This is a genomic window from Paraburkholderia sp. SUR17, from assembly GCF_029536165.1.
GTDB lineage: Bacteria > Pseudomonadota > Gammaproteobacteria > Burkholderiales > Burkholderiaceae > Paraburkholderia > Paraburkholderia kururiensis.
In genome coordinates, this window is record NZ_CP120508.1 from 1,515,091 (window position 1) to 1,540,245 (window position 25,155).

Genomic DNA, 25,155 nt, shown 5'->3' on the forward strand with positions numbered 1-25,155 from the left:
CCCGCCCGTGCGCTTCGCCAGTCTTGGAAGCGGCAGCGAGGGCAATGCACTGATCGTCGAGGCATCGAGCGGCGCGACCGTCACACGCGTGCTGCTCGATTGCGGTTTTTCGGCGCGCGAGATGGAGCGGCGCCTCGCGCGCGTCGGCTTCGAGGCCGGGCAGCTCGACGCCATTCTGATTACCCACGAGCATAGCGACCACATTGGCAGCGCCCTGACGCTTGCCCGCAAGTGGTCGATTCCGCTCTACACGAGTTGGGGCACCGCGCGCGCCGTCGGTGCCGACGAGGCCGACGTCGAGCTCAACGTGTTGTGGGGCGACGAGGCGGTGGCGATCGGCGACGTGCACGTCTTGCCATACACCGTTCCGCATGACGCGCGGGAGCCGTTGCAGTTCGTGTTCTCGGACGGCGCGAACCGGCTCGGCGTACTCACCGACGTCGGCACGTCGACGCCGCACATCGGCACGGTGCTCAGCGGCTGCGACGCCCTCGTGCTGGAGTGCAATCACGACTTGCAAATGCTGGCCGCGAGTCGCTATCCGCCTTCGCTGAAGGCCCGCATAGGCGGCGCCCATGGGCATTTGAACAACGAGGCGGCGGCGGGGATCCTGGCGTCGCTCGACCGTTCCCGGCTTCGCCATCTGGTGGCCGCGCATCTGAGCCAGGAGAACAATACGGCGGAACTGGCGCGGACAGCGATGGCGACGGTGCTCGGCAACGCGGCGACGGAAATAGGTATCGCGACGCAGGCCGATGGCTTCGACTGGCTGACCCTGTAAGGGTTGGGTTCGCGCGCCGCCTCGCTGTTTAAGCCACAAAAACAAAACGCCCATGACCGGCAGGCCATGGGCGTTTCTATTACCGCGGAAGGTTTCTTAGTTGCGGTTGCCGCCGAAGATGCCCAGCAGTGCCAGCAGGTTCGTAAAAACGTTATAGAGATCCAGATAGATCGCGAGCGTGGCAGTGATGTAATTCGTTTCCCCGCCGTTCACGACGCGTTGGACGTCGAACAGCATGTAGGCGGAGAAGATCACGATAGCCAGCACGGACACCGTCAGCATGAGCGCGGGCAGATGCAGGAACATGTTGGCGATGCCTGCCAGCAGGATCACGATGACGCCCATGAACAGCCACTTGCCGAGGCCCGAAAAGTCGCGCTTGCTGACTGTGGCGATGGTCGCCATGGCCGTGAAGATCACACCGGTGCCACCGAACGCGAGCATGATCAGCGACGGCCCGTTGGAAAAGCCGAGGATGAAGGCGAGCAGCCGCGACAGCATCAGGCCCATGAAGAACGTGAAACCGAGCAGCACGAACACGCCGGCGGCGCTGTTCTTGGTGCGCTCGATGGCGAACATGAAGCCGAACGCGATTGCGAAGAATGCGAGCAGGCTCATGGCGGGGCTGGTGGCCGCGAACAGCGAGAAGCCGGTCGCCACGCCCACCCACGCGCCGAGTACGGTGGGCACCATCGACAGCGCGAGCAGCCAGTAGGTGTTGCGCAGTACGCGGTTGCGGGTTTCGGCCGCTACAACGGTACCGCTGCGGCCGAAATTGTAGGGATATTCGTTCATGGTTTCTCCTTGCGTCAGACGCGGATGTTGCGCGGTGGTCCCGGTGAAAGGGCGGCGGCGGGCGGTTTTTGTGCGCCGCACGCCAGGTCACATTCCTAAGATAAGCGCGGCGCCCCGGAGTTTCAACGCGCTGCCCGGGCGCTGCGTTTCTTTGCGGATTAAATCCCTGGATCCTTTCGGGTATGTAAGGGTTCAATCGCAATCATACATGGGATCATGCTACAATTGCAGATTCGTTTGAATTTGTAACCTCTTAATTTTCTGGAGTTTTTATGGCGATCGAACGCACCCTGTCGATTATCAAGCCGGACGCAGTGGCCAAGAATGTGATCGGTCAGATCTACAGCCGCTTTGAAAATGCCGGCCTGAAGATCGTCGCTGCCCGTATGGTCCAGCTGTCGCGCGCCGACGCTGAGAAATTCTACGCCGTGCACGCTGGCCGCCCGTTCTTCAAGGACCTCGTCGACTTCATGGTGTCCGGTCCGGTGATGGTACAGGCTCTGGAAGGCGAAAACGCCATCGCGAAGAACCGCGAGCTGATGGGCGCCACCGACCCGAAGAAGGCCGAGAAGGGCACGATCCGTGCGGACTTTGCCGACAGCATCGACGCCAATGCCGTCCACGGTTCGGATGCGGCCGAAACGGCGCGCGTGGAAATCGCGTTTTTCTTCCCGGAAGTCAACGTCTACTCGCGCTAAGCTTGTAGTCGTTCATCGGTAGCAATACGGTCGCGAACGGCGCGGTTTTCAGGCAGCACGGCAATGGTGTCGCCGGAAGGCCGCCTCGCACTGAAATGGCAGGATTCGACATGACGAGCAGTTCAACCGTCAACCTTCTCGATCTCGACGCCCAAGGCCTCGTCGCATACTGCGAGCGCCTCGGCGAGAAGCCGTTTCGCGCCAAACAGCTTCAACGCTGGATTCACCAGTACAACGCCGCCGACTTCGACGGCATGACGGATCTCGCCAAATCGTTGCGCGAGAAGCTGAAAGACCGTGCCGTCATCAGCATGCCGCACATTCTGTCGGACCATGTTTCGGCCGACGGTACGAGAAAGTGGCTGATCGACGTCGGCAACGGCAATGCCGTCGAAACCGTGTACATCCCGGAAGAGACGCGCGGCACGCTCTGCGTGTCGTCGCAGGCGGGATGCGCGGTGAATTGCCGGTTCTGTTCCACTGGCAAGCAGGGTTTTTCGCGCAATCTCACCACGGGCGAGATCATTGGCCAGTTGCGCATGGCCGAGTTCGCGCTGCGCGCCTCGCGGGGCGCCGAAGCAGGCGGCCGCGCCGTGGGTGGCGAGGGCAAGGGCGAACGTGTCGTCACCAACGTGGTCATGATGGGCATGGGCGAGCCCTTGCTCAACTACGATGCGGTCGTGCCGGCCATGCGGCTGATGCTCGACGACAACGCCTACGGCCTGTCGCGCCGCCGCGTCACGTTGTCGACCTCGGGCGTCGTGCCGATGATGGATCGACTCGGCGCGGATCTGCCGGTCGCGCTCGCGGTGTCGCTTCATGCTCCGAACGATCCCTTGCGCGACGAACTCGTGCCGCTGAACCGCAAGTACCCCTTGCGCGAGCTGATGGCCGCCTGCGAGCGCTACCTGAGGGTGGCGCCGCGCGATTTCATCACGTTCGAATACTGCATGCTGGACGGCGTCAACGATACTGAAGCACATGCACGCGAACTGCTGGCCGTGACGCGCGACGTGCCGTGCAAGTTCAACCTGATTCCGTTCAATCCGTTCCCCGAATCCGGGCTGATCCGTTCGAAGCCGGAACAGATCAAGCGGTTCGCTCAGGTGTTGATGGATGCGGGCGTCGTGACCACGGTGCGCAAAACGCGCGGCGACGATATCGACGCGGCCTGCGGCCAGCTCGCGGGCGCGGTGAAGGACCGCACACGGCTTGCGGAGCGCACAGGCCGCGGTGCAGGAAAGGTGATCGAGGTACGTGCGGTTTGAAGGAAGCGGTAAAAGGCGCGGCGACGCATGGCGTCGCGGCCGCCGATGTAGTCGGCCTGCGGGGAACGGGCCAGAGAGTTGCGGGAAAACAGGTGAAAAGCGGGGCGGCGAGTCGAACACGATCTGTCGCGACACGTCGCAATTGCGATCGGATGCGGCACACCGGCCGCGCATTTTGTTATAAACGGTCTGCACATCCGGTACGGCCGGGTGGCATAAACAAGAATCGACGCAAGGATTTGGGATGAGCGAGCCGCAGCAGCCATACGGGTCAGACAGGAACATGGCGCGTCCGCTACCAGGCGCGACGCCAGAGCCGGCTCCGGCGCAGCCTGCGGTGCAGCCGGTGCCCGATTCCCTCGCAGCACTGGGGGCAAGACTCGCGCAACTGCGCGAAGCGAAGGGCTGGACCATTGACGACGTGTCGGCCCGGCTCAAGGTTTCCGCGGCCAAGCTGCGAGCCCTGGAAGCCGGCGACGTCAGCCAGTTGCCCGATACGACCTTCGCGCTCGGCGTCGTGCGCAGCTACGCGAAGATGCTGGGCGCGGACCCCGCGCCATTCACCCAGGCGCTGCGGCGCGAAAAGGGCGTGCCGCAGCCTGATCTCAGCATGCCCGCGTCGGCAGGCGCTGATCTGCCGCGGGGACGCGTGTCGCTGTCGCTCGGCGGCAGCCAGTCGCGCCATCGTTCGTGGCTTTGGGGCATCGCGGCGCTGGTAGTCGCCGTGATTGCGCTCGCGATGTGGCACAACAACGGCGGCGAGTCGTCTGCGTGGCTCGCACGGTTGAAGGCAAGCGCCAACGGCGCGACGGCAGCCGGCCCGCAGGTGGCGTCGGCCACGGTCGCGCAAGGCGAAACGGCTGGGGCACAGCAGGCGTCCGGCGCGGAGGCGGCAGCGGCAGCGTCGAACGATCAATCCGCCGCTGCGGGCAGCGACGCGCAAGCCGGGCAACCGCCGGGCGGTGCCTCGGCAGCTTTGCCGGCGGTCGCGTCGCCGGGTGTCCAGCCCGGCGCGCCCGCCAGCGCAGCTCCCAGCACCGCGGTAGTGCAGACGGCAAGCGCCCCTGCAGTTACGACGGCATCCGGCGCCTCCGCGGCGGCCTCTCCGGCGGCTGGGCAGTCCACCGTCGCTGTGCGCGTGACGCAGGACAGCTGGTTCAGCGTCCGGCAGAAAGACGGCAAGGAAGTGTTTTCCGGTATCGTTCGCGCTGGCGAATCGCGTGAGATCGCCGGCGAGCCGCCACTGAAGGTGACCATCGGCAACAAGGCCGGTCTCGAGTCGATCACGCTCGATGGCCAGCCGGTCGATACGGCCAAATATGCGGCGGCGCGGGGCAATGTGGCACGCTTCGTCCTGCCCTGATCCTGTCAAGGCATGCGCCGCGGTCGCTCGTGCCGCGACGCCTTTTCAATTCGCGCGTCCTGTCCATTGCGGGGCGCGTGCGGCGTAAATGGGTCTTTTGATGCAATCCGAACCGCAAGTCCAATCCTGCAGCCAGATTTCGTCGTCGGAACCGATCGTGGGCGGCCACGCGGCACGTCGTAAATCACAGGCCGTGCACGTGCGCTGGGGCGGCCAGCTCGTGACGATCGGCGGTGATGCGCCGGTGCGCGTGCAGTCGATGACGAACACCGACACCGCCGATGCCATCGGCACGGCCATCCAGATCAAGGAACTCGCCCAGGCCGGTTCCGAACTCGTGCGCATCACGGTCAACACGCCGGAAGCAGCGGCGGCCGTGCCGGCCATCCGCGAGCAGCTCGACCGCATGGGCGTGACTGTGCCGCTCGTGGGCGACTTCCATTACAACGGTCATCTGCTGCTGCGCGACTACCCCGGTTGCGCGGAGGCGCTGTCGAAGTACCGCATCAATCCGGGCAACGTCGGGCAGGGTGCCAAGCGCGACACCCAGTTCGCCCAGATGATCGAGGCAGCCGTCAAGTACGACAAGCCGGTGCGCATCGGCGTGAACTGGGGCAGCCTCGACCAGGATCTGCTCGCGCGAATGATGGACGAGAACGGCGCGCGCGCTGAGCCGTGGGACGCGCAGAGCGTGATGTACGAAGCGCTGATCCGGTCCGCCATCGGCTCGGCCGAGCGCGCAGTGGAACTCGGCTTGGGACGCGACCGCATCGTGCTGTCGTGCAAGGTGAGCGGCGTGCAGGACCTGATCGCCGTGTACCAGCAACTCGCCCGCCGTTGCGATTTCGCGCTGCACCTCGGGCTGACCGAGGCGGGCATGGGTTCCAAGGGCATTGTGGCCTCCACGGCCGCGCTGTCCGTGCTGCTGCAACAGGGCATCGGCGACACGATCCGCATTTCGCTCACGCCGGAGCCGGGCGCCTCGCGCACGGGCGAAGTGGTGGTCGGCCAGGAGATCCTGCAGACCATGGGTCTGCGCTCGTTCACGCCGATGGTGATTGCATGCCCGGGTTGCGGTCGCACCACGAGCACGCTGTTCCAGGAACTGGCCTCGCAGATCCAGACGTACCTGCGCACGCAGATGCCGGTCTGGCGCGACAAATACCCCGGTGTCGAAGAGATGCACGTGGCCGTGATGGGTTGCATCGTGAACGGGCCGGGCGAATCGAAGCACGCGAACATCGGCATCAGCCTGCCGGGTTCGGGCGAGAACCCGGCCGCGCCGGTGTTCATTGACGGCGAGAAGGTCAAGACGCTGCGCGGCGAACACATCGCGCAGGAGTTCCAGCAGATCGTGAGCGATTACGTCGAGCGCACCTATGGTCGTGCCGCCGCGCTCAACTGAATAAACGTCTACGCAGACAGATGACAGAACAGAAAAGAAAGCTCGAAAAGCTGGCCGGTGTGAAAGGCATGAACGACGTCTTGCCGCAGGACGCCGGTCTGTGGGAATTTTTCGAATCGACCGTGAAGTCGATGCTCCGTTCGTACGGATACCAGAACATCCGCACGCCGATTGTCGAGCATACGCAGCTCTTCACGCGCGGTATTGGCGAAGTGACCGATATCGTCGAAAAGGAGATGTACAGCTTCACCGACGCGCTCAACGGCGAGAACCTCACGCTGCGTCCCGAGAACACGGCCGCGGTCGTGCGTTCGGCCATCGAGCATAACCTGCTGTACGACGGTCCGAAGCGGCTGTGGTACATCGGGCCGATGTTCCGCCACGAGCGTCCGCAGCGTGGCCGCTACCGGCAGTTCCATCAGGTGGGTATCGAAGCGCTCGGTTTCGCGGGCCCCGATGCCGACGCTGAAATCATCCTCATGTGCCAGCGGCTGTGGGATGACCTCGGCCTGACCGGCATTCGCCTCGAACTCAACTCGCTGGGCCTCGCGCACGAGCGTGCCGCCCATCGCGTCGAGTTGATCGCGTACCTCGAACAGCACAAGGACGTGCTCGACGAAGACGCGAAACGGCGTCTCTATACGAATCCGCTGCGCGTGCTGGACACGAAGAATCCGGCACTGCAGGAAATCGCGCAGAACGCGCCGAAGCTGATCGATTTTCTCGGCGAGGAGTCGCGCGCGCATTTCGATGGGTTACAGCGCATCCTCAAGGCGAACAACATTCCGTTCACGATCAATCCGCGTCTCGTGCGCGGGCTCGATTACTACAATCTCACGGTTTTCGAGTGGATCACCGACAAGCTGGGCGCCCAAGGCACGGTTGCCGCGGGCGGCCGCTACGACCCGCTGATCGAGCAGCTGGGCGGCAAGCCGACCGGTGCATGCGGCTGGGCGATGGGCGTTGAACGGATTCTGGAGCTTCTCAAAGAAGAGGACCTCGTGCCCGAGGACGAAGGCTGTGACGTCTACGTCGTGCATCAGGGCGAACCGGCGCGCGCGCAGGCGTTCGTCATTGCGGAGCGTCTGCGCGACACGGGTCTCGACGTCATCCTGCATTGCAGCGCCGACGGCCAGTCCGCGAGCTTCAAGTCGCAGATGAAACGGGCGGATGCCAGCGGTGCGGCGTTCGCCGTGATTCTCGGCGAAGACGAGATCGCAAACGGTACAGCCGGTGTCAAAGCGCTGCGCGCCGCGGCTCAGCAAGACGGTAAGGGAGAGCAGCAAACGGTGCCGGTCGAAGACTTGACCGAATTTCTAATCGGTGCCATGGTTGCAACCGCCGAAGACGGCGAGGACTGATCGCGGGATCGCGCGACAACAAAAGCACGCACGCAATAAAGAGGAAATCGCTTCGCGATGAGTTATCACGACGAACAGGAATCGATCGAAAGCCTGAAGGCATGGTGGGCGCAATGGGGTAATGCGACCACGTGGGTGGTGCTGGTGGTGCTGCTCGCCGCTGCGGCCTGGAACGGCTGGAATTTCTGGCAGCGTCGCGAGGCGGCTCAGGCCGCCGTGCTGTACGACCAGGTGCAGCAGGCGGTTCAGTCGGGCGACAAGGCGACGGTTGGCCGTATCGCTTCCGACATGGAGGACCGCTACGGCAGCACGGCCTACGCGCAGATGACAGCGCTGGAAGCAGCCAGGGCGCTCTACACGGCAGGCGACACAGCGGGCGCGAAGGCACAACTCCAGTGGACCATCGACCACGCGAAGGACGACGAATTCCGCCAGATCGCGAAGCTGCGTCTCGCGTCGCTGCTGCTCGACGAGAAAGCCTACGATCAGGGCCTCGCGTTGCTCGCAACACCGGAATCCGACGCATTCAAGGGCGTGGTGGCCGATGGCCGGGGCGACCTGCTCGCTGCCGCCGGCAAGCGTGACGATGCGCGGGCGGCGTACAAGCTCGCGCTCGACTCGCTGCCCCAGAGCGATACCTCGTCGCGTCAGCTGATCCAGTTCAAGCTGGACGCGCTTGGCGGCTGAGTCCGCCACACGAGAGCGGCGGTCAGAACCGCTTCATTTGATTAATTTCCATACATGTTTCGTCCACCGATGAATCTGCTGAAACGATACGCTGTGCCCGTTGCCTGCGCGATGACTGTCCTTACGATGGCGGCCTGCTCATCGACGAAAGACGAGCGCCGCGTGCCCACGCCACTCACGGACTTCAAGCCCGTGCTCGAAGTGCAACAGGCGTGGAAGGCAAGCGTCGGCAAGAGCGGACGTTACCTGTTCTCGCCGGTCGCGGTGGGTGACGCGGTCTATGCCGCGGGCACGAATGGCTCGGTTGCCAAGTTCGATGGCAAAACCGGCAAAGAAATCTGGCACACGAAGGTGGACAGCAACCTGTCCGCGGGCGTGGGCAGCGACGGCACGCTGACGGCTGTGGGCGCACTGAAGGGCCAGGTCTACGTGCTCGGAGCGGAGGGCAAGCTGCTCTGGAAGGCGACCGCGCCGGGCGAAATCATTTCGCCGCCGCTCGTCGGCAACGGTTTCGTCGTGGTGCGCACGGTCGACGGCCAGATCACCGCGTTCAATGCCGAAACGGGCGAGCAGAAGTGGGTGTATCGCAACCGTGCCGTGCCGCTTAACCTGCGCGTGTCGGCCGGGATGACGTTCGCGGGCAATGCCGCGGTGCTGGCGGGCTTCCCGGGCGGCACGTTTGCGGCCATCAACCTGCAGACGGGCGACGCCTTCTGGGAAACGCCGGTTTCGTATCCGAAGGGCGTGACGGAAGTCGAACGCATCAACGACGTGACGGGCGCGCCGACGCTCGTGGGCGCGGCGACCTGCGCCGTGACGTTCCAAGGCCAGCTTGGTTGCTTCGATGCGAACTCCGGCCATCCAATCTGGGAAAAGCCGTTCTCGAGCACGAGCGGCATCGCGCAGGACGACCGCGTGGTCGTGGGCGGCGACGACTGGTCGGTGGTGGACGCGTTCGACGCATCGAGCGGCGCACTGCTGTGGCGCAGCGACAAGCTCAAGAACCGCGAGGTCAGCGTGCCGTACCTGCTCGGCCATGCAGCGGTGGTGGGCGACTACCAGGGCTACGTGCACTTCCTGTCGCGTGACGATGGCAGCCTGATCGCCCGCGTGAAGACGGACGGCAGCCCGATCACGGCGGCCCCGGTTCTCGCCGGCGACACGCTCGTCGTCCAGACGCACGACGGCGACCTGTACGGGTTCCGTCCGCGCTGATTCTCGAGTCTTTCGTGTCTTGCGCCCGCCCGCAACACACGTCTCTTCTCTTCAAGGCCGGCGGCCGACGAAGGCTGGAAACAAGAGCGGGGCGAGCGGTATCGACGAGACGATTGCCCTCGTCCTCAGGCGCCCCGACGTAAGCCGCGGTTTGCCGACATCGAAATGCGAACATGCGGGCCGGTCTCATACCGGCCCGGCGTGTTTTTCGTACTTGCACGATCGGCGGTTTGCCGGGCAACGCCCGATCGCGCCCGGATCGTGATAATTTGCATCAAGTGCGGCCGCGCGGCTGCACAGCGTGACCTTGCCGTGCCGGTTCGGCGGCCGGTGCAGCGCTTCACCGTGAACGACATCAGATGAAACCCGTAATCGCCCTCGTTGGGCGCCCCAATGTGGGGAAATCCACCCTGTTCAACCGGCTCACGCGTTCGCGCGACGCACTTGTCGCGGACCTGCCGGGCCTCACGCGCGACCGTCACTACGGCGAAGGGCGGGCGGGCGATCGTCCGTACCTGGTCGTGGACACGGGCGGCTTCGAGCCGATCGCCAAGGACGGCATTCTCCACGAGATGGCCCGGCAAACGCGCCAGGCCGTGGAAGAGGCCGACGTCGTCGTGTTCATCGTGGACGGCCGCAATGGTCTCGCGCCGCAGGACAAGAACATCGCCGACTATTTGCGCAAGACCGGCCGGCCGATTTTCCTCGTCATCAACAAGGCCGAGGGCATGAAGTACAGCGCGGTGGCTGCTGACTTCTACGAACTGGGGCTCGGCGACCCGCGTGCCATCTCGGCGGCGCATGGTGACGGCGTGACGGAGATGATCAACGAGGCGCTCGGCGTCGCGTACGCGGGATACCCCGAAGAAACGGAAGAAGAGAAGGAAGCGCACGGCGTGAAGATCGCGATCGTGGGGCGCCCGAATGTGGGCAAGTCCACGCTCGTCAACACGCTGATCGGCGAAGATCGCGTGATTGCGTTCGACATGCCGGGCACGACACGCGACTCCATCTACGTCGACTTCGAACGGCAGGGCAAGAAGTACACGCTCATCGACACCGCTGGTTTGCGCCGTCGCGGCAAGGTGTTCGAGGCCATCGAAAAGTTCTCGGTGGTGAAGACGTTGCAGTCCATCGCCGACGCCAACGTTGTGATCCTGTTGCTGGACGCGCGCCAGGACATCTCGGACCAGGACGCGCACATCGCAGGCTTCGTTGTGGAGCAGGGTCGCGCGCTCGTGGTGGGCGTGAACAAGTGGGACGGGCTCGACGAGCATGTGCGAGAGCGCACGAAGCACACCTTGCAGCGCAAGCTAAAATTTCTCGAGTTTGCGAAGTTCCACTTCATTTCGGCTACCGAGAATTTCGGCATCGGCGCATTGATGCGTTCTGTAGATGCTGCCTACGCGGCCGCGATGTCGAAGCTGCCCACACCGAAACTCACGCGTGCTCTTATCGACGCCGTGGAGTTCCAGCAGCCGCGCCGCCGCGGGCCGGTGCGTCCGAAACTGCGCTACGCACACCAGGGGGGACAGAACCCGCCCATCATCGTGATTCACGGCAACGCCCTCGACGCGGTCACCGATACGTACAAGCGGTACCTCGAAAATCGCTTCCGGGAAACTTTCGCGCTAACCGGGACTCCATTGCGCATAGAGTTCCGATCGTCCAAGAACCCGTACACCGACAAAGGCTGAGACCCATGTGTGGCACGGGTTTGGCCGGATGGCCGGGACTCGCGCCGAAATGAAAATCGGCTATAGTGTAGCGATTGGCGGCGAATTTCTTTTTCTTCGCCGTCAATCTGGACAACCTGCAAAAAAATACGGAGTTTGCTATGAGCAACAAAGGGCAATTGTTACAAGACCCGTTTTTGAACGCACTGCGTAAAGAGCATGTGCCGGTTTCGATCTATCTCGTCAACGGCATCAAGCTTCAAGGGAACATCGAATCGTTCGACCAGTACGTTGTGTTGCTCCGGAACACGGTGACCCAGATGGTGTACAAGCACGCCATCTCGACGGTCGTGCCTGCGCGCCCCGTGAATTTCCACCCGGATACCGAATCCACCTGATCCCCGTCACGGCCGGCGCAGCGTCGCCAGTCGGCGACACGAACCGGCCGTTTCTATTTTGACATCCTCCAATTTGATCAACGCAGCGCTCGTCGGCATCGACTTCGGCAAGATCGATTTCGAAGCCAGCCTCGAAGAACTCAGCCTGCTCGCGCAAAGCGCGGGCGCCCATCCCGCCGTTACACTCACCGGTCGCCGTTCCAGTCCCGATGCCGCCATGTTCGTCGGCAGCGGTAAGGCGGAAGAGTTGCGCCTCGCGTGCGAGGCGAACGACGTCGAAATCGTCATCTTCAATCACGCGCTCGCGCCTGCGCAGCAGCGTAATCTGGAGCGAACGCTTAACCGGCGTGTGGTGGACCGCACGAGCCTCATTCTCGACATCTTCGCGCAACGCGCCCGCAGCCACGAAGGCAAGCTGCAGGTCGAACTTGCACAGTTGCAGTATCTGTCTACGCGGCTCATTCGCGCGTGGACCCACCTCGAGCGCCAGAAGGGCGGTATCGGTCTGCGCGGCCCCGGTGAGACGCAGCTCGAAACCGACCGTCGCCTCATCGGCGAGCGCATCAAGATGTTGCAGTCGCGTCTTGCGAAGCTGCGCCGTCAGCATGGCACGCAACGCCGGCAGCGAGAGCGCAACCGCACCATGTCGGTATCGCTCGTGGGCTACACGAACGCGGGCAAGTCGACGTTGTTCAATGCGCTGACGAAGGCGCAGGCCTACGCGGCAAACCAGCTCTTTGCCACGCTCGACACCACCTCGCGCCGCGTCTATCTGGGCGACGAGGTGGGGCAGGTGGTGGTTTCCGACACGGTAGGGTTCATTCGCGAACTGCCTCACCAGCTCGTGGCGGCGTTTCGCGCCACGCTCGAAGAAACGGTTCACGCTGACTTGCTGCTTCACGTCGTCGACGCGTCGAGTGCTGTGCGGCTCGACCAGATCGAACAGGTGAACGGCGTGCTGCACGACATCGGTGCGGACTCCATCCGCCAGGTGCTCGTGTTCAACAAGATCGACGCGGTGCCTGAGCTGGCGGCCCGCGGCAGTGCGGTCGAGCGTGATGAGTATGGTAATATTTCGCGCGTCTTTTTGAGCGCGCGCACGGGCCAGGGGCTCGATGCATTGCGCGCCGCCATCGCAGAAATCGCTACTGCCGAATATCTTTCGGACGAAGTGCGTGACGTACGAGGCGTACATGACGTACTTGACGTACGTAATGAGCCACAAGACGGGCCGCAACACGAGTGGCCGGCGGCACCGCACGATTCCCGCAAGGTCCCGGAACACGGGCACTGACTCGCTCCCGTCCGCATGAACACGCAACGACCCGCTGTCTACACTGGCGAACGAACACAGGTGAACGATTACAAGAAGCGGATTGGCTGGCTGCGATCACGTGGCATTTTTTCGCTGAACGATCCCCGCTGGGGACGCGGCGAGGGCAATGGTGGCGGTCAGCGTTCGGACGAATCGCGCCGTCCGCAGAATGGCAAGAACGGCGGTGACGGCCCTCCCGATCTCGACGAAATGTGGCGCGACTTCAACCGGCGTCTGTCGGGGCTGTTCGGCCGTAAAGGATCCGGCGGACCCGGGCTGGGCGAGCGTCGGCCCGACAACGGCCGCGGCGCGCGCATTGGCGTGGGCATCGTCATCGGCGTGCTGCTTGCGGTGTACCTTGGCAGCGGCGTGTTCGTCGTGCAGGAAGGGCAGGCCGCCGTGGTGCTCCAGTTCGGCCAGTATCGCTACACGGCGCAGCAGGGCGTGCACTGGCGGCTTCCGTATCCGTTCGAAACGCACGAGACCGTCAACGTCGGGCAGATCCGTTCGGTCGAGATCGGCCGCAGCAATGTGGTGCGTCAGGCCAACGTCAAGGACGCGTCCATGCTTACCCGTGACGGCGACATCCTCGACTTGCGCTTCGTCGTCCAGTATCAGATCCGCCAACCCAACGACTATCTCTTCCAGAGCGCTGATCCCGATCTGAGCGTGACGCAGGCGGCGCAGGCGGCCGTGCGCGAAATCGTGGGTGCGCGCAGCACCAGCGACGTGCTCTATCAGGATCGCGAAGCGATTCGCCAGCAGCTGACCGATTCCATCCAGCGGTCGCTGGATGCGTACAAGACCGGTCTGGCAGTGGTCGGCGTGACGATCCAGGGTGTTCAGCCGCCGGAGCAGGTGCAGTCAGCGTTCGACGACGCCGCGAAGGCCCGTCAGGACCGCGAGCGCGCGAAGCGCGACGCGAAGGCCTACGCTGACCAGCTGCTCCCGCGTGCCCAGGCTGACGCCGCACGCATGATCGACGATGCGAAGGCTTACAGCGACCGCGTCGTTGCCGAAGCGCAAGGCGACGCCGACCGCTTCACGCAGGTCTACGAACAGTACGCGAAGGCGCCTGCGGTGATTCGCGAACGTCTGTATCTGGACACCATGCAGCACATCTACTCGAACACGACGAAGGTGTTCGTCGACAGCAAATCGGGCAACAACGTGATCTATTTGCCGCTCGACAAGATCGTCGACGAAACGCGCCGCCGGGCGGCGGAAGCCGCGTCGGCTTCGTCCGGAGCCGCGGCGATGCAGGTCGCGCCGGCCCCTGCCGCGTCGGCTGCCTCTTCGGCCGCTGCACCTGCGCCGGCCAGCGCCGCCAATCCGGCGGCCGCGTCGGACGACGCACTGCGCTCGCGCGACGCGTTCCGCAGTCGCGGCCGCGAAGACGATCTGCAGTAAGGAGCGCCGACATGAACCGAATCATTGCGCTCGTCATCGCTATCGTCGTTGTATTGCTCGTGGCGTCGTCCACGGTATTCGTGGTCGATCCGCGCCATGTGGTCGTGGTCTCAGGCCGTGGCGGCGGTGTGCCGGCCGTCGTCGGCGCGGGGCTGCACGTGAAGTTGCCACCGCCGTTGCAGACGGCGACGTGGATCGATACGCGCGTGCGCAGTTTCGATGCGCCCGATGCCGACAAATACACGACGTCCGACAAGACCGACCTGCTCGTGAATCCCGTCATCAAGTATCGCGTGAGCGAGCCGCTCAAGCTGTTCGCCGCGACGAAGGGCGACACGCAGACGCTCACGGACCGTCTCGCTTCGCTGTCACGCGACGTGCTGGGCGACACGTTCTCGAAATACACGTTGACCGATGCACTCGCGAAGCAGCAGGACATCGCTGCCGCGGCGCGCGACGAATTGCAGAAGGCGGCCGCGCCGCTGGGCGTCGATGTGCTCGACATCACGCTCACGCGCGTCGACTTTCCGGCTGCCATGGCCGACACCGTCTATAAGCGCATGATCGCGGCGCGCGAGCAGCAGGCGAGCGACGAGCGCGCACAAGGTGCATCTGAGGCCGAGCAGATCAAGGCTGACGCCGAGCGTCAGCAACAGGCGGTCGTGGCCGACGCATATCGCGAGGCGCAGTCGATCAAGGGCGAGGGGGACGGCAAGGCTGCGGCGATTGCGGCACAGGCATTCAGCCGCGACCCGCAGTTCTATCAGTTCTATCAGAGCATGCAGGCGTACCGGGCGAGCTTCAAGCCGAACGACGTCGTGGTCGTCGATTCGTCGAGCGAGTTTTTCCGCTTCATGCGTGGTCCCGGTGGTACCAGCCCTTCGGATACCCCCGCTCCCCCGCGCAAACACTAACGAACGCCGCGCATTGCACGCGGCGCCTTGCCCCCATGGACATAGCCGGCTCGTTGTTGCTCGCGATCGCCCTCATGCTGATCATCGAGGGCATGTTCCCGTTCGTGTTTCCGTCGGCGTGGCGTGACACGTTTCGTAGAATAGCGGAGCGTCCGGTGCATCACATTCGCATCGGCGGCCTGATCGTGATGGGGCTCGGGCTCGTGCTGCTGCTGATCGCCACGTAGGCTGTGCGGCAGTCGGAACGAACGCCCGAAGGCACGCCCAACGCACGCGATACGTGCGGTGATGCCGGCAAGGTGCCAGAGTGCTCTCACTCCATTGCGCTCCCGTTTTAGCGGTACGCAAGCGCCGTTTTCAATGTTGTAGGACTCAACCGATGTCGACCTGGTTACTTCCCGAGAATATCGCCGACGTGCTGCCCGCCGAGGCGCGCAAGATCGAAGAGTTGCGGCGCCGCCTGCTGGACCGCTTCCGCTCGTATGGCTACGAGATGGTCATGCCGCCGCTGCTCGAATATATCGAGTCGCTTCTGACGGGCGCCGGCAGCGATCTGAACCTGCGCACGTTCAAGCTCGTGGACCAGTTGTCGGGCCGCACGCTGGGTCTGCGTGCCGACATGACGCCGCAGGTGGCACGCATCGATGCCCATTTGCTCAATCGCCAGGGCGTGACGCGGCTGTGCTACGCCGGAAACGTGCTGCATACGCGTCCCCGTGGGCTGCACGCGACGCGTGAGCAGATCCAGATCGGCGCGGAAATCTACGGTCATGGCGGCCTCGAGGCCGACGTCGAGATCCAGCAATTGATGCTGGACGCGCTGCGGCTTGCGGGCCTTGCGAAAGTGCGGCTCGACCTGTGCCATGCCGGTGTGCTCGCTGCGCTGATGGACGGCCAACCGGCCGTGACGGCACTCGGCGAGACTTTGTATGAAGCGCTTGCGGGCAAAGACGTCCCGCGGCTTGCGGAACTTACCGCGTCGCTGGAGCCCGTGACGCGCGACGCACTGCGCGCATTGCCCATGCTGTACGGTGACGCATCGGTGCTCGCCGAAGCCCGCGCGCGGCTACCGCAGCGGCCCGAGATCGGGCGCGCGCTCGACGACCTCGAGTTCCTCGCGGGCCAGGTCGAAGGCGCCGAAGTCATGATCGATCTCGCTGACCTGCGCGGCTACGCGTATCACAGCGGCGTGATGTTCTCCGCGTATGTCGATGGCGTGCCGAATGCGGTGGCTCGCGGTGGCCGCTACGACCAGATCGGTCAGGCCTACGGGCGTGCCCGCGCCGCAACCGGTTTTTCGCTGGACCTGCGCGAAGTCGCGCGTGTCTCGCCAGTCGAGGCGCGCAGCAGTGCGATTCTCGCGCCGTGGCAGCACGGCGATGCGCTGCGGGCGAGTGTCGCCGCGCTGCGCGACGCAGGCGAAGTCGTGATTCAGGCGCTGCCCGGACACGAGCACGATCTCGACGAGTTCGCGTGCGACCGCGTGTTGGTCGAGCGCAACGGCGCCTGGGTCGTTGAAGCACGACCCTGAAGCACAGCCCTGAAGCACGGCCCTGAGGCGCGGCTCCGAACATTGTCTTCACGATCGGCGAAAGCTGGCGCTCGAAGTGGCGCGGGACGCTTTTGTCAGCGTCGAAGCGGGTTGTCCAATGGGCAGTCGGATCGCGCCATATCGTTGAGCGCAAAAGGAAAATTCGGGAAAAAACTCGGAACCCTGCGCGAACCCAGGTAAAATACGTTTTTAACCAGCTTACGAAACACCATGTCTGCCAGCGCAGTGAATGTGAATCCCGGGCGCAACGTCGTTGTCGTAGGGACCCAGTGGGGAGATGAGGGCAAAGGCAAGATCGTCGACTGGCTGACGGACCACGCTCAGGGCGTCGTGCGTTTCCAGGGCGGCCACAACGCGGGCCACACGCTCATCATCGGCGGCAAGAAAACCATCCTGCGTCTGATCCCGTCGGGCATCATGCGTCCCGGCGTGGCATGCTACATCGGCAATGGTGTCGTGCTGTCGCCCGAGGCTCTGTTCAAGGAAATCGACGAACTCGAAAGCGCTGGCATCGACGTCGTAAAGCGTCTCTTCATTTCTGAAGCGGCCACGCTGATTCTCCCGTATCACATCGCAATCGACCAGGCACGTGAAGCGCGCCGCGGCGCCGGCAAGATCGGCACGACGGGTCGCGGCATCGGGCCGGCCTACGAAGACAAGGTGGGCCGCCGGGGGCTGCGCGTGCAAGACCTGTTCGAGCCCAAGGCCTTCGCGGATCGTCTGCGCGAAAACCTCGACTTCCACAATTTCGTGTTGACCCAGTACCTGGGTGCGCCCGCAGTCGACTTCCAGCAGACGCTCGATACGATGCTGAGCTATGCCGACCGTCTCGCGCCCATGGTGACGGACGTATCGCGCCGCCTCTACGACGAAAACCACGAGGGGCGCAATCTGCTGTTCGAAGGTGCGCAGGGTACGCTGCTCGACATCGATCACGGCACCTATCCGTTCGTCACTTCGAGCAACTGCGTGGCCGGTGCGGCCACTGCGGGTGCGGGCGTGGGTCCGCAAAAGCTGAACTACATTCTCGGCATCACGAAGGCGTATTGCACGCGTGTGGGTTCGGGCCCGTTCCCGAGCGAACTGTACGACGCCGACAATCCGGAGCGTCAGGAACAGGTGGGCGTGACGCTCGCCAACGTGGGCAAGGAATTCGGCTCGGTGACGGGTCGTCCGCGCCGTACGGGCTGGCTGGATGCCGCCGCGCTGCGCCGCTCGATTCAGATCAACGGCGTGTCCGGCCTGTGCATCACGAAGCTCGACGTGCTCGACGGCCTCGACGAGGTCAAGCTGTGCGTCGGCTACAAGATGGACGGTAAGGACGCGGACATCCTGCCGCGCGGCGCGTCCGAAGTCGCGCGTTGCGAACCGGTCTACGAAACCTTCGGCGGCTGGAAGGAAAGCACGATCGGCATTACGGAGTGGAACAAGCTGCCGGCCAACGCGCAGGCTTATCTGCAGCGCGTGCAGGAGGTGGCGGGCGTGCCAATCGACATGGTGTCCACCGGTCCCGATCGCGACGAAACGATCCTGCTGCGCCATCCGTTCAAGGTCTGACTGGCGAGGTACGGACATGATTCAGATGACGGATCCGCGCAACGACGACCGGAACCTGTGGGTCAACTGGGATGAGTACCACCGCCTGATCGAACTGCTGGCGCTCGCCGTCCACGACTCAGGCTGGAAGTTCGACAAGATCCTGTGTCTTGCGCGAGGCGGACTGCGCGTGGGTGATCAGCTGTCGCGCATCTACGATCTACCGCTCGCGATCCTCGCCACGAGTTCGTATCGCGAGGCGGCGGGCACGCAGCAGGGCGACCTGGATATCGCCCAGTACATCACGATGACGCGTGGTGAGCTGTCGGGCAACGTGCTGCTGGTCGACGACCTCGTGGACTCCGGCGTGACGCTGGCACGCGTGCAGCAGCATCTGAAAGATCGCTATCCGGCGGTCGAGACGGTGCGTTCGGCGGTGCTCTGGTACAAGGCCTGCTCGAAGGTGAAGCCCGATTATTACGTGCAGCACCTGCCCACCAATCCGTGGATTCATCAGCCGTTCGAAGAGTGGGACACGGTCAGGCCGCACAACCTCGGCGCATGGATCAAGCGCGGCACGGGCAAGCAGCCGTAACGCCGCAAGTAGAGCGACACGTGAGCGACGGTCGTCAGGCTGACGATCGGCATGGCCGGCAAACTGCACGTGTCGCGAATCGAAACGGAGCCACTATCGGCTCCGTTTTTCATGCAAGCTACGCGTTCGTGCGAAACGCAGGCGTCGGCTGGCGCCACCAGACTGCGAACGACCGGTCGTTTCGATGACGAACTAACCCATCGGGAAGTCGGCATGCCGCCACTGCCGTGGCGTCTGTAACAGTGCGGCGCCAGACTGTCCAGTCTGACTACGTGGTGCTGCCACAACGAGCACGGGGCCAGATTTGGAGGCCCGGTTTAGAATAGCGCACGTTTTTCGCCCCGACACGCAAACCGCTTATGAACGATAGCAATCACGCGGGCAAGCATTCGTTGCCGTCTCTCGCGCTCGCCGCCATCGGCGTCGTCTTCGGTGACATCGGCACCAGCCCGCTGTATGCGCTGAAAGAGGCGTTCAGTCCCTCCCACGGCATTCCGCTGAACGAAACGTCGATTCTCGGCGTTGCCTCGCTGCTGTTCTGGGCAATCATCATCGTGGTCAGCATCAAGTACGTGCTGTTCGTGATGCGGGCCGACAACAACGGCGAAGGCGGCGTACTCGCGTTGATGGCGCTCTCGCTGCGTCCGTTCGGCACGAAGACCAAAGCGGCGGGCGTGCTGATGATGCTCGGCATCTTCGGTTCCTGCATGTTCTATGGCGACGCGGTCATCACGCCGGCCATTTCGGTGATCTCGGCCGTCGAGGGTCTGGAAGTCGCCGCGCCCAAGCTGGCGCATCTGGTGGTGCCGCTCACCATCGTCATCCTTATCGCGCTGTTCTGGATCCAGCGACACGGCACGGCCGTGGTCGGCCGTCTTTTCGGGCCCATCATGCTGGTGTGGTTCGCCACCATCGGCGCGCTCGGCGTCTGGCACGTCGCGCAGTCGCCTGGCATCATCGCCGCGCTCAATCCGTGGTATGCCGTCGCGTTCATGTCCGCCCACATGCTGCAGGCCTACGTGGTGCTCGGTTCTGTCGTGCTGGTGCTCACGGGCGCCGAAGCGCTTTACGCAGACATGGGTCACTTCGGCGCGAAGCCGATTCGCGTGGCCTGGTATGTGCTCGTGATGCCGTCGCTCGTGCTCAATTACTTCGGGCAAGGTGCACTGCTCATGCACAACCCGAAGGCCATCGAGAATCCGTTTTTCCTGCTCGCGCCCGAATGGGCATTGCTGCCGCTCGTCGTGCTCTCGACGGTCGCCACGGTGATTGCGTCGCAGGCCGTGATTTCGGGCGCGTATTCGCTGACGAGCCAGGCGATCCAGCTCGGCTACGTGCCGCGCATGAAGGTTCTCCATACGTCCGAGCTTGCCATCGGGCAGATCTATGTGCCCGTCGTGAACTGGCTGCTGCTGGCCGTGATCCTGTGCATCGTCATCGGATTCAAGAGTTCGGACAATCTCGCTGCCGCATACGGCATTGCCGTGACCGCCACGATGGTCATTACCACCGTGCTCGCCTGTGTCGTCATGGTCAACGTGTGGAACTGGAACAAGGTGCTGGTCGCTGTCATCATCGCGGTCTTCATGACAGTGGACCTCGGCTTCTTCGGCGCTAATCTGCTGAAGGTCGAGGAGGGCGGCTGGCTGCCGCTTGGTGTCGGCGCACTGCTGTTCTTCCTGCTGATGACCTGGTACAAGGGGCGCATGATCGTCAAGGAACGCACGGCGGCCGACGGTATTCCGCTCATGCCGTTCCTGCAGGGCCTGCTCGCGCATCCGCCGCATCGCGTGTCGGGTACCGCGATCTATCTGACGGGCAGCGCGGCGCTCGTGCCGGTCAGCCTGCTGCACAACCTCAAGCACAACAAGGTGCTGCACGAGCGCACCATCTTCCTCACGTTCGTCACGCGCGATATTCCTTACGTGAAGGACGAGGAGCGCATGACGGTCAAAGACATTGGCGGCGGACTTTTTCTCGTGAAGGCCGACTATGGCTTCAACGAGACGCCTGACGTGAAGGCCGTGTTGCTCCATATGGGCGAGCAGCACAACATGACCTTCGACATGATGGACACGTCGTTCTTCCTCGCGCGCGAAACAGTGGTGCCGACACAGTTGCCCGGCATGTCGCTGTGGCGCGAGCGTGTGTTCGCCTGGATGCATCAGAACGCTGCGAAGCCAACCGACTTCTTTGCGATTCCCGCCAACCGCGTGGTCGAACTGGGTACGAAGATCGAGATCTGATCGGCGCAGGCAGCGTCATAGGAAAAACGGGGATCCCAAGGGGGATCCCCGTTTTTGTTTTGGCCTGTGCGTGCCCTTCTGCGCCAACACACGAATGCGCACGATGTGCACGACGCGCGGCACTCTCGCATGCCGTCTGCGCCGTGTCTCCGGGTGATTAGCCGCGCTGCTTCAGCTTCGCGAAGGCGGCCGCCATGGCGCCCGCTGCTTCGGGCTCGCGCGAGCGCGGCTGCGGCCTTGCGCCGCCGCCGTTGCGTGGTTGGGCGCGTTCGTCCCGCGTGCCGCTGCGCTGCCCTGAGGCCGTGCCAGGAGCGACGTCGTCGTCCATCCGCATGGTGAGCGAGATGCGTTGGCGTTTCACGTCGACCTCGAGCACCTTGACCTTGACGATCTGGCCGGCTTTGACCACCTCGTGCGGGTCCTTGATGAACTTCGTCGACATGGCCGACACGTGCACGAGACCGTCCTGATGCACGCCGACGTCCACGAACGCGCCGAACGCCGCGACGTTGGTGACGACGCCTTCCAGCACCATGCCCGGCGAAAGATCGGAGATCTTCTCGACGCCTTCGCGGAACGTCGCCGTCTTGAATTCGGGACGCGGGTCGCGGCCGGGCTTTTCCAGCTCGGTGAGGATGTCGCGCACGGTGGGCAGGCCGAACCGGTCATCGACGAACTCGGTGGGCGAGAGTCCGGACAGCGCGTCGCGGTTACCCAGCACTTCGCCGATGCCGCGGCGAATCTTCGCCAGAATCCGTTCGACGATGGGATACGCTTCCGGGTGCACCGACGACCGGTCGAGCGGATTCTCGCCGCCATTGATGCGCAGGAAACCGGCGGCCTGCTCGAAGGTCTTGTCGCCAAGGCGCGGCACCTTGCGCAGATGCTCGCGCGAGGGGAACGGACCGTTCGAGTCGCGGTAGTCGACGATATTGCGTGCAAGCGTAGCGTTGAGACCGGACACGCGCGCGAGCAGCGCGACCGACGCCGTGTTCGCATCCACGCCCACGGCGTTCACGCAGTCTTCGACCACCGCGTCGAGCGAGCGTGCCAGTTCGCGCTGATTTACGTCGTGCTGATACTGTCCCACGCCGATCGCCTTCGGCTCGATCTTGACGAGTTCGGCGAGCGGGTCCTGCAGGCGTCGTGCGATCGATACCGCGCCGCGCAGCGAAACGTCCAGATCGGGGAATTCCTTCGCGGCGAGTTCCGAAGCCGAGTACACCGAGGCACCCGCTTCGGAGACCACGATCTTCTGCAACTTCAGTTCGGGATGGCGCGCGATCAGCTCGGCCGCGAGTCTGTCGGTTTCGCGCGAGGCCGTGCCGTTGCCGATGCTGACCAACTCTGCCTGCGTCTCGCGGGCAATGCGTGCGAGTTTCGCGAGCGAGCCATCCCAGTCGCGGCGCGGCTCGTGCGGGTAGATTGTGTCGGTGGCGAGCAGCTTGCCCGTGCGATCCACCACGGCGACCTTCACGCCGGTGCGCAGCCCCGGGTCAAGACCGATCACGGCGCGCGGACCCGCAGGCGCCGCGAGCAGCAGATCCTTGAGGTTGCGCGCGAACACGCGGATCGCTTCCGTTTCGGCCTGCTCGCGCAGGTTCGTGAGCAACTCGTTTTCGATGTGCGGCTGCACCTTCACGCGCCAGCACCAGCGGCAGACATCGGCGAGCCATTTGTCGGCGGGACGGCCCTGATTCGCGATACCGAAGTGCCGCGCGATCATCGCCTCGCCGGGATGCGGCACCTGCGCGTCGAGTTCTTCGCCCAAGCCGAGCTTTACCAGCAGCACGCCGGCGTTGCGGCCGCGGAAGAGGGCGAGCGCGCGGTGCGACGGCACGGTTTTGATCGGTTCGTCGTAGTCGTAGTAGTCGCGGAATTTCTCGCCTTCTTCGCCTTCCTTGCCTTCGATCACGCTGGACGAGACCACGCCCTGGTTATAGAGGTAGTCGCGCAGCTTGCCGAGCAGCTCGGCGGTTTCGCCGAATTGCTCGGAGAGGATGTCGCGCGCGCCGTCGAGCGCAGCCTTCACATCGGCCACGCCCTTTTCTGCATCGACGTACTTCGCCGCTTCGGTCTGCGGATCGAGCTGCGGATCGGCGAGCAGTGCGTCTGCGAGCGGTTGCAGTCCTGCTTCGCGCGCGATCTGGGCGCGTGTGCGGCGTTTCGGCTTATAAGGCAGATAAAGGTCTTCGAGCACCTGTTTGCTATCGGCGCCTTCGATCGCTGCACGCAGTTCGTCCGTGAGCTTGCCCTGTTCGTCGATGCTCGCGATGATCGCCGCACGGCGCTCTTCGAGCTCGCGCAGATAAAGGAGCCGCTCTTCGAGCGTACGTAGCTGCGTATCGTCCAGGTTTTCCGTCACTTCCTTGCGATAGCGGGCGATGAACGGAACGGTCGATCCCTCGTCGAGGAGTTGTACGGCGGCTGCCACCTGACGTGGCTGGACCGACAGTTCGTTGGCGATGCGCTGTACGATCTTGAGTGCTACGGTGTCCGTCATAAGCTGTTCGATGCTCCTGCGAGGCCCGCGCCGCGGCGCGGAAAGCCGCGCGCCGGCGGGCCGGGCGCCTTGTGCGGCGGATTGCTGAAGCGGGGCATTTTGCCATAAATGCCCGAGCGCTCAAGCTCAGGGTGATAGAATTTCGGGCATGTTCCGTTGCCCTGTGATGACGTTGACAAACTTGCGTTTTTTCCCCGTTTTGCCCGGTATGGGCAGGGCTACCGCGGCACGGGATGTCGCGCCTGGCGCTGCACTTGTGATGGCTGCGTCGATCGCGGTTTTTTCCGCGTCACCTGTTGCTGCGCAGACGCAGCCGGCGGGGCCTGCGGCCGGTGCCTTCGCTCCTGTTTCCAACGGTTCCGATACCGCCCCCGCGGCGCAAAGTGACTTCGACGTACGGCAAAAGGAGCTCGACCGGCGTGGGGCGGAGAACAACTATCGTTATGCCGTGGCGCAGCACAATTGCTACAGCACCTTCTTCGTCAATCACTGCCTTGGCAAGGCGCGCGATCAGATGCGCGCGGTCCAGGCGGATATCCGCAAGGAACAGCTCGCGCTCGACGACGAACAGCGTGCCGTGCGGGCGCAGCAGCGCGACCAGCAGGCGGCGCTCAGGCGTGCCCAGGACGAAGCCGACGCGCCGCAGCGGGCCGCAGACGAAGCACGCAATCAAGAGACCTACGAGGAAAAGCAGCGCCAGCATGCGCTGGACGAAGCCCAGCGCGCCGCCGAAGCGCCGCAGCGCGCGGCGAATGCCGCGGCGTTCGAGCAGAAGCAGCAGCAACACGCAGTCGATCAGGCGCGCCGCGGTCCGGACGCGGCACAAAAGGCAGCAAACCAGGCCGCGTACGACCAGAAACAGGCCGACTTCCAGCGGCAACTCGACGAGGCGCGTCGCGAAGGCCAGCAGAAGGCCGTGGAGCGGCAGGAGAAGGCTCAGCGTTTCGAGCAGAAACAGGAAGACGCAACAAAGCATAAGGCTGACGTGGAAGAGCGCCAGCGCCAGGCGGCCGAAAAGGCGCAGCAGAAGCAGCAGGACCAGTTGAAGCAACAGCAGGGCCAGCAGCAGTCGCAGTAAGGCAGGAAGAGCGGCAGCAGCACCTGCGCTGCCGCTTGTCAGTCGGACGGCAACCTCAGGCGGAACCGCGCACGCGGCGCGGCGTTCGCCGCATCGGTGAGGAGGCGAGCATGCGCGATCAACATCATGTCAAGACCGAGGTCATTCGCGACCGCATTCTGCAACTGGAATCGGAGCACGGTGATCTGGACCGTTTGATCGAGAGGATGTCGGACGACCCCGGCTCCGATGACCTGGAGCTGCAGCGTCTCAAGAAGCGCAAGCTGAAGGTCAAGGACAACATCATCCTGTTGCAGCTGCAACTGGAACCCGATTCATTGAGTACATCCGACAGGCGCGTGTAACCGCGCCCTGGCAGG

Annotated in this window: 22 protein-coding genes; 20 read left to right on the forward strand and 2 right to left on the reverse strand. The window is 63.9% G+C overall.

The genetic code is table 11. The annotated features are described in order from the left end of the window. Nucleotides 1-7 precede the first annotated feature (7 nt). On the forward strand, nt 8-781 hold the full coding sequence (locus P2869_RS06725) for an MBL fold metallo-hydrolase (protein WP_126875723.1): 774 nt from the start codon (nt 8-10) through the stop codon (nt 779-781). A gap of 96 nt (nt 782-877) precedes the next feature. Here the strand turns inward: P2869_RS06725 and P2869_RS06730 are convergent, their stop codons facing one another. After that, nucleotides 878-1,576, reverse strand: coding sequence for a Bax inhibitor-1/YccA family protein (locus P2869_RS06730; RefSeq protein ID WP_017778027.1), 699 nt, complete (start codon nt 1,574-1,576; stop codon nt 878-880). A 272-nt stretch (nt 1,577-1,848) separates the two neighbouring features. Here P2869_RS06730 and ndk point away from each other — a divergent pair, with 272 nt between their 5' ends. From ndk to P2869_RS06815, 17 genes are all read left to right on the forward strand, one after another. Then, nucleotides 1,849-2,274, forward strand: a complete 426-nt coding sequence (gene ndk / locus P2869_RS06735; RefSeq protein ID WP_017778028.1) for a nucleoside-diphosphate kinase — start codon at nt 1,849-1,851, stop codon at nt 2,272-2,274. Between the two features lie 110 nt (nt 2,275-2,384). Then, nucleotides 2,385-3,542 carry a 23S rRNA (adenine(2503)-C(2))-methyltransferase RlmN gene (gene rlmN, locus P2869_RS06740; RefSeq protein ID WP_277597822.1) on the forward strand — a complete coding sequence of 386 codons (1,158 nt, stop codon included), beginning with the start codon at nt 2,385-2,387 and terminating at the stop codon, nt 3,540-3,542. 244 nt (nt 3,543-3,786) lie between these two features. Further along, entirely contained in the window at nt 3,787-4,905 is a 1,119-nt protein-coding gene (locus P2869_RS06745; protein ID WP_277597823.1) for a RodZ domain-containing protein, read from the forward strand. 88 nt (nt 4,906-4,993) lie between these two features. Further along, on the forward strand, nt 4,994-6,310 hold the full coding sequence (ispG, locus tag P2869_RS06750) for a flavodoxin-dependent (E)-4-hydroxy-3-methylbut-2-enyl-diphosphate synthase (RefSeq protein ID WP_199541473.1): 1,317 nt from the start codon (nt 4,994-4,996) through the stop codon (nt 6,308-6,310). A 20-nt stretch (nt 6,311-6,330) separates the two neighbouring features. Beyond that, nucleotides 6,331-7,671, forward strand: coding sequence for a histidine--tRNA ligase (gene hisS / locus P2869_RS06755; protein ID WP_277597824.1), 1,341 nt, complete (start codon nt 6,331-6,333; stop codon nt 7,669-7,671). Nucleotides 7,672-7,728: 57 nt separating this feature from the next. Beyond that, nucleotides 7,729-8,358, forward strand: a complete 630-nt coding sequence (locus tag P2869_RS06760; RefSeq protein WP_199541475.1) for a tetratricopeptide repeat protein — start codon at nt 7,729-7,731, stop codon at nt 8,356-8,358. 69 nt (nt 8,359-8,427) lie between these two features. Continuing rightward, nucleotides 8,428-9,573, forward strand: a complete 1,146-nt coding sequence (gene bamB, locus P2869_RS06765) for an outer membrane protein assembly factor BamB (RefSeq protein WP_026122096.1) — start codon at nt 8,428-8,430, stop codon at nt 9,571-9,573. Between the two features lie 359 nt (nt 9,574-9,932). Next, nucleotides 9,933-11,270 carry a ribosome biogenesis GTPase Der gene (gene der / locus P2869_RS06770; protein WP_017778035.1) on the forward strand — a complete coding sequence of 446 codons (1,338 nt, stop codon included), beginning with the start codon at nt 9,933-9,935 and terminating at the stop codon, nt 11,268-11,270. Between the two features lie 140 nt (nt 11,271-11,410). After that, the gene (hfq, locus tag P2869_RS06775) at nt 11,411-11,647 is read left to right on the forward strand and encodes an RNA chaperone Hfq (protein WP_033352116.1); all 237 of its coding nucleotides are present in this window, start codon (nt 11,411-11,413) and stop codon (nt 11,645-11,647) included. Between the two features lie 58 nt (nt 11,648-11,705). After that, a complete protein-coding gene (gene hflX, locus P2869_RS06780; protein ID WP_081601950.1) occupies nt 11,706-12,941 on the forward strand; it encodes a GTPase HflX in 1,236 nt (411 codons plus the stop codon). Between the two features lie 60 nt (nt 12,942-13,001). After that, nucleotides 13,002-14,372 carry an FtsH protease activity modulator HflK gene (hflK, locus tag P2869_RS06785; RefSeq protein WP_017778038.1) on the forward strand — a complete coding sequence of 457 codons (1,371 nt, stop codon included), beginning with the start codon at nt 13,002-13,004 and terminating at the stop codon, nt 14,370-14,372. An 11-nt stretch (nt 14,373-14,383) separates the two neighbouring features. Then, a complete protein-coding gene (locus P2869_RS06790; RefSeq protein WP_017778039.1) occupies nt 14,384-15,286 on the forward strand; it encodes a protease modulator HflC in 903 nt (300 codons plus the stop codon). A gap of 35 nt (nt 15,287-15,321) precedes the next feature. Next, complete coding sequence (locus P2869_RS06795; RefSeq protein WP_017778040.1) at nt 15,322-15,513, forward strand: DUF2065 domain-containing protein; 192 nt, start codon at nt 15,322-15,324, stop codon at nt 15,511-15,513. Nucleotides 15,514-15,665: 152 nt separating this feature from the next. Beyond that, a complete protein-coding gene (locus P2869_RS06800) occupies nt 15,666-16,817 on the forward strand; it encodes an ATP phosphoribosyltransferase regulatory subunit (protein ID WP_017778041.1) in 1,152 nt (383 codons plus the stop codon). Between the two features lie 231 nt (nt 16,818-17,048). Then, the gene (locus P2869_RS06805; protein ID WP_017778042.1) at nt 17,049-18,395 is read left to right on the forward strand and encodes an adenylosuccinate synthase; all 1,347 of its coding nucleotides are present in this window, start codon (nt 17,049-17,051) and stop codon (nt 18,393-18,395) included. 16 nt (nt 18,396-18,411) lie between these two features. Beyond that, complete coding sequence (locus tag P2869_RS06810; protein WP_017778043.1) at nt 18,412-18,969, forward strand: phosphoribosyltransferase; 558 nt, start codon at nt 18,412-18,414, stop codon at nt 18,967-18,969. A 359-nt stretch (nt 18,970-19,328) separates the two neighbouring features. Next, the gene (locus P2869_RS06815) at nt 19,329-21,215 is read left to right on the forward strand and encodes a potassium transporter Kup (protein WP_017778044.1); all 1,887 of its coding nucleotides are present in this window, start codon (nt 19,329-19,331) and stop codon (nt 21,213-21,215) included. 157 nt (nt 21,216-21,372) lie between these two features. Here P2869_RS06815 and P2869_RS06820 read toward each other — a convergent pair whose 3' ends face one another. Next, nucleotides 21,373-23,718 (reverse strand): Tex family protein, encoded by a 2,346-nt coding sequence (locus tag P2869_RS06820; RefSeq protein ID WP_277597825.1) that lies wholly within the window; start codon nt 23,716-23,718, stop codon nt 21,373-21,375. Between the two features lie 208 nt (nt 23,719-23,926). On the opposite strand from P2869_RS06820, the gene P2869_RS06825 reads away from it, so the two are divergent. Next, nucleotides 23,927-24,796, forward strand: a complete 870-nt coding sequence (locus tag P2869_RS06825; protein ID WP_152495168.1) for a colicin transporter — start codon at nt 23,927-23,929, stop codon at nt 24,794-24,796. A 110-nt stretch (nt 24,797-24,906) separates the two neighbouring features. Next, nucleotides 24,907-25,140, forward strand: a complete 234-nt coding sequence (locus tag P2869_RS06830; RefSeq protein ID WP_017778047.1) for a DUF465 domain-containing protein — start codon at nt 24,907-24,909, stop codon at nt 25,138-25,140. Nucleotides 25,141-25,155: the final 15 nt, after the last annotated feature.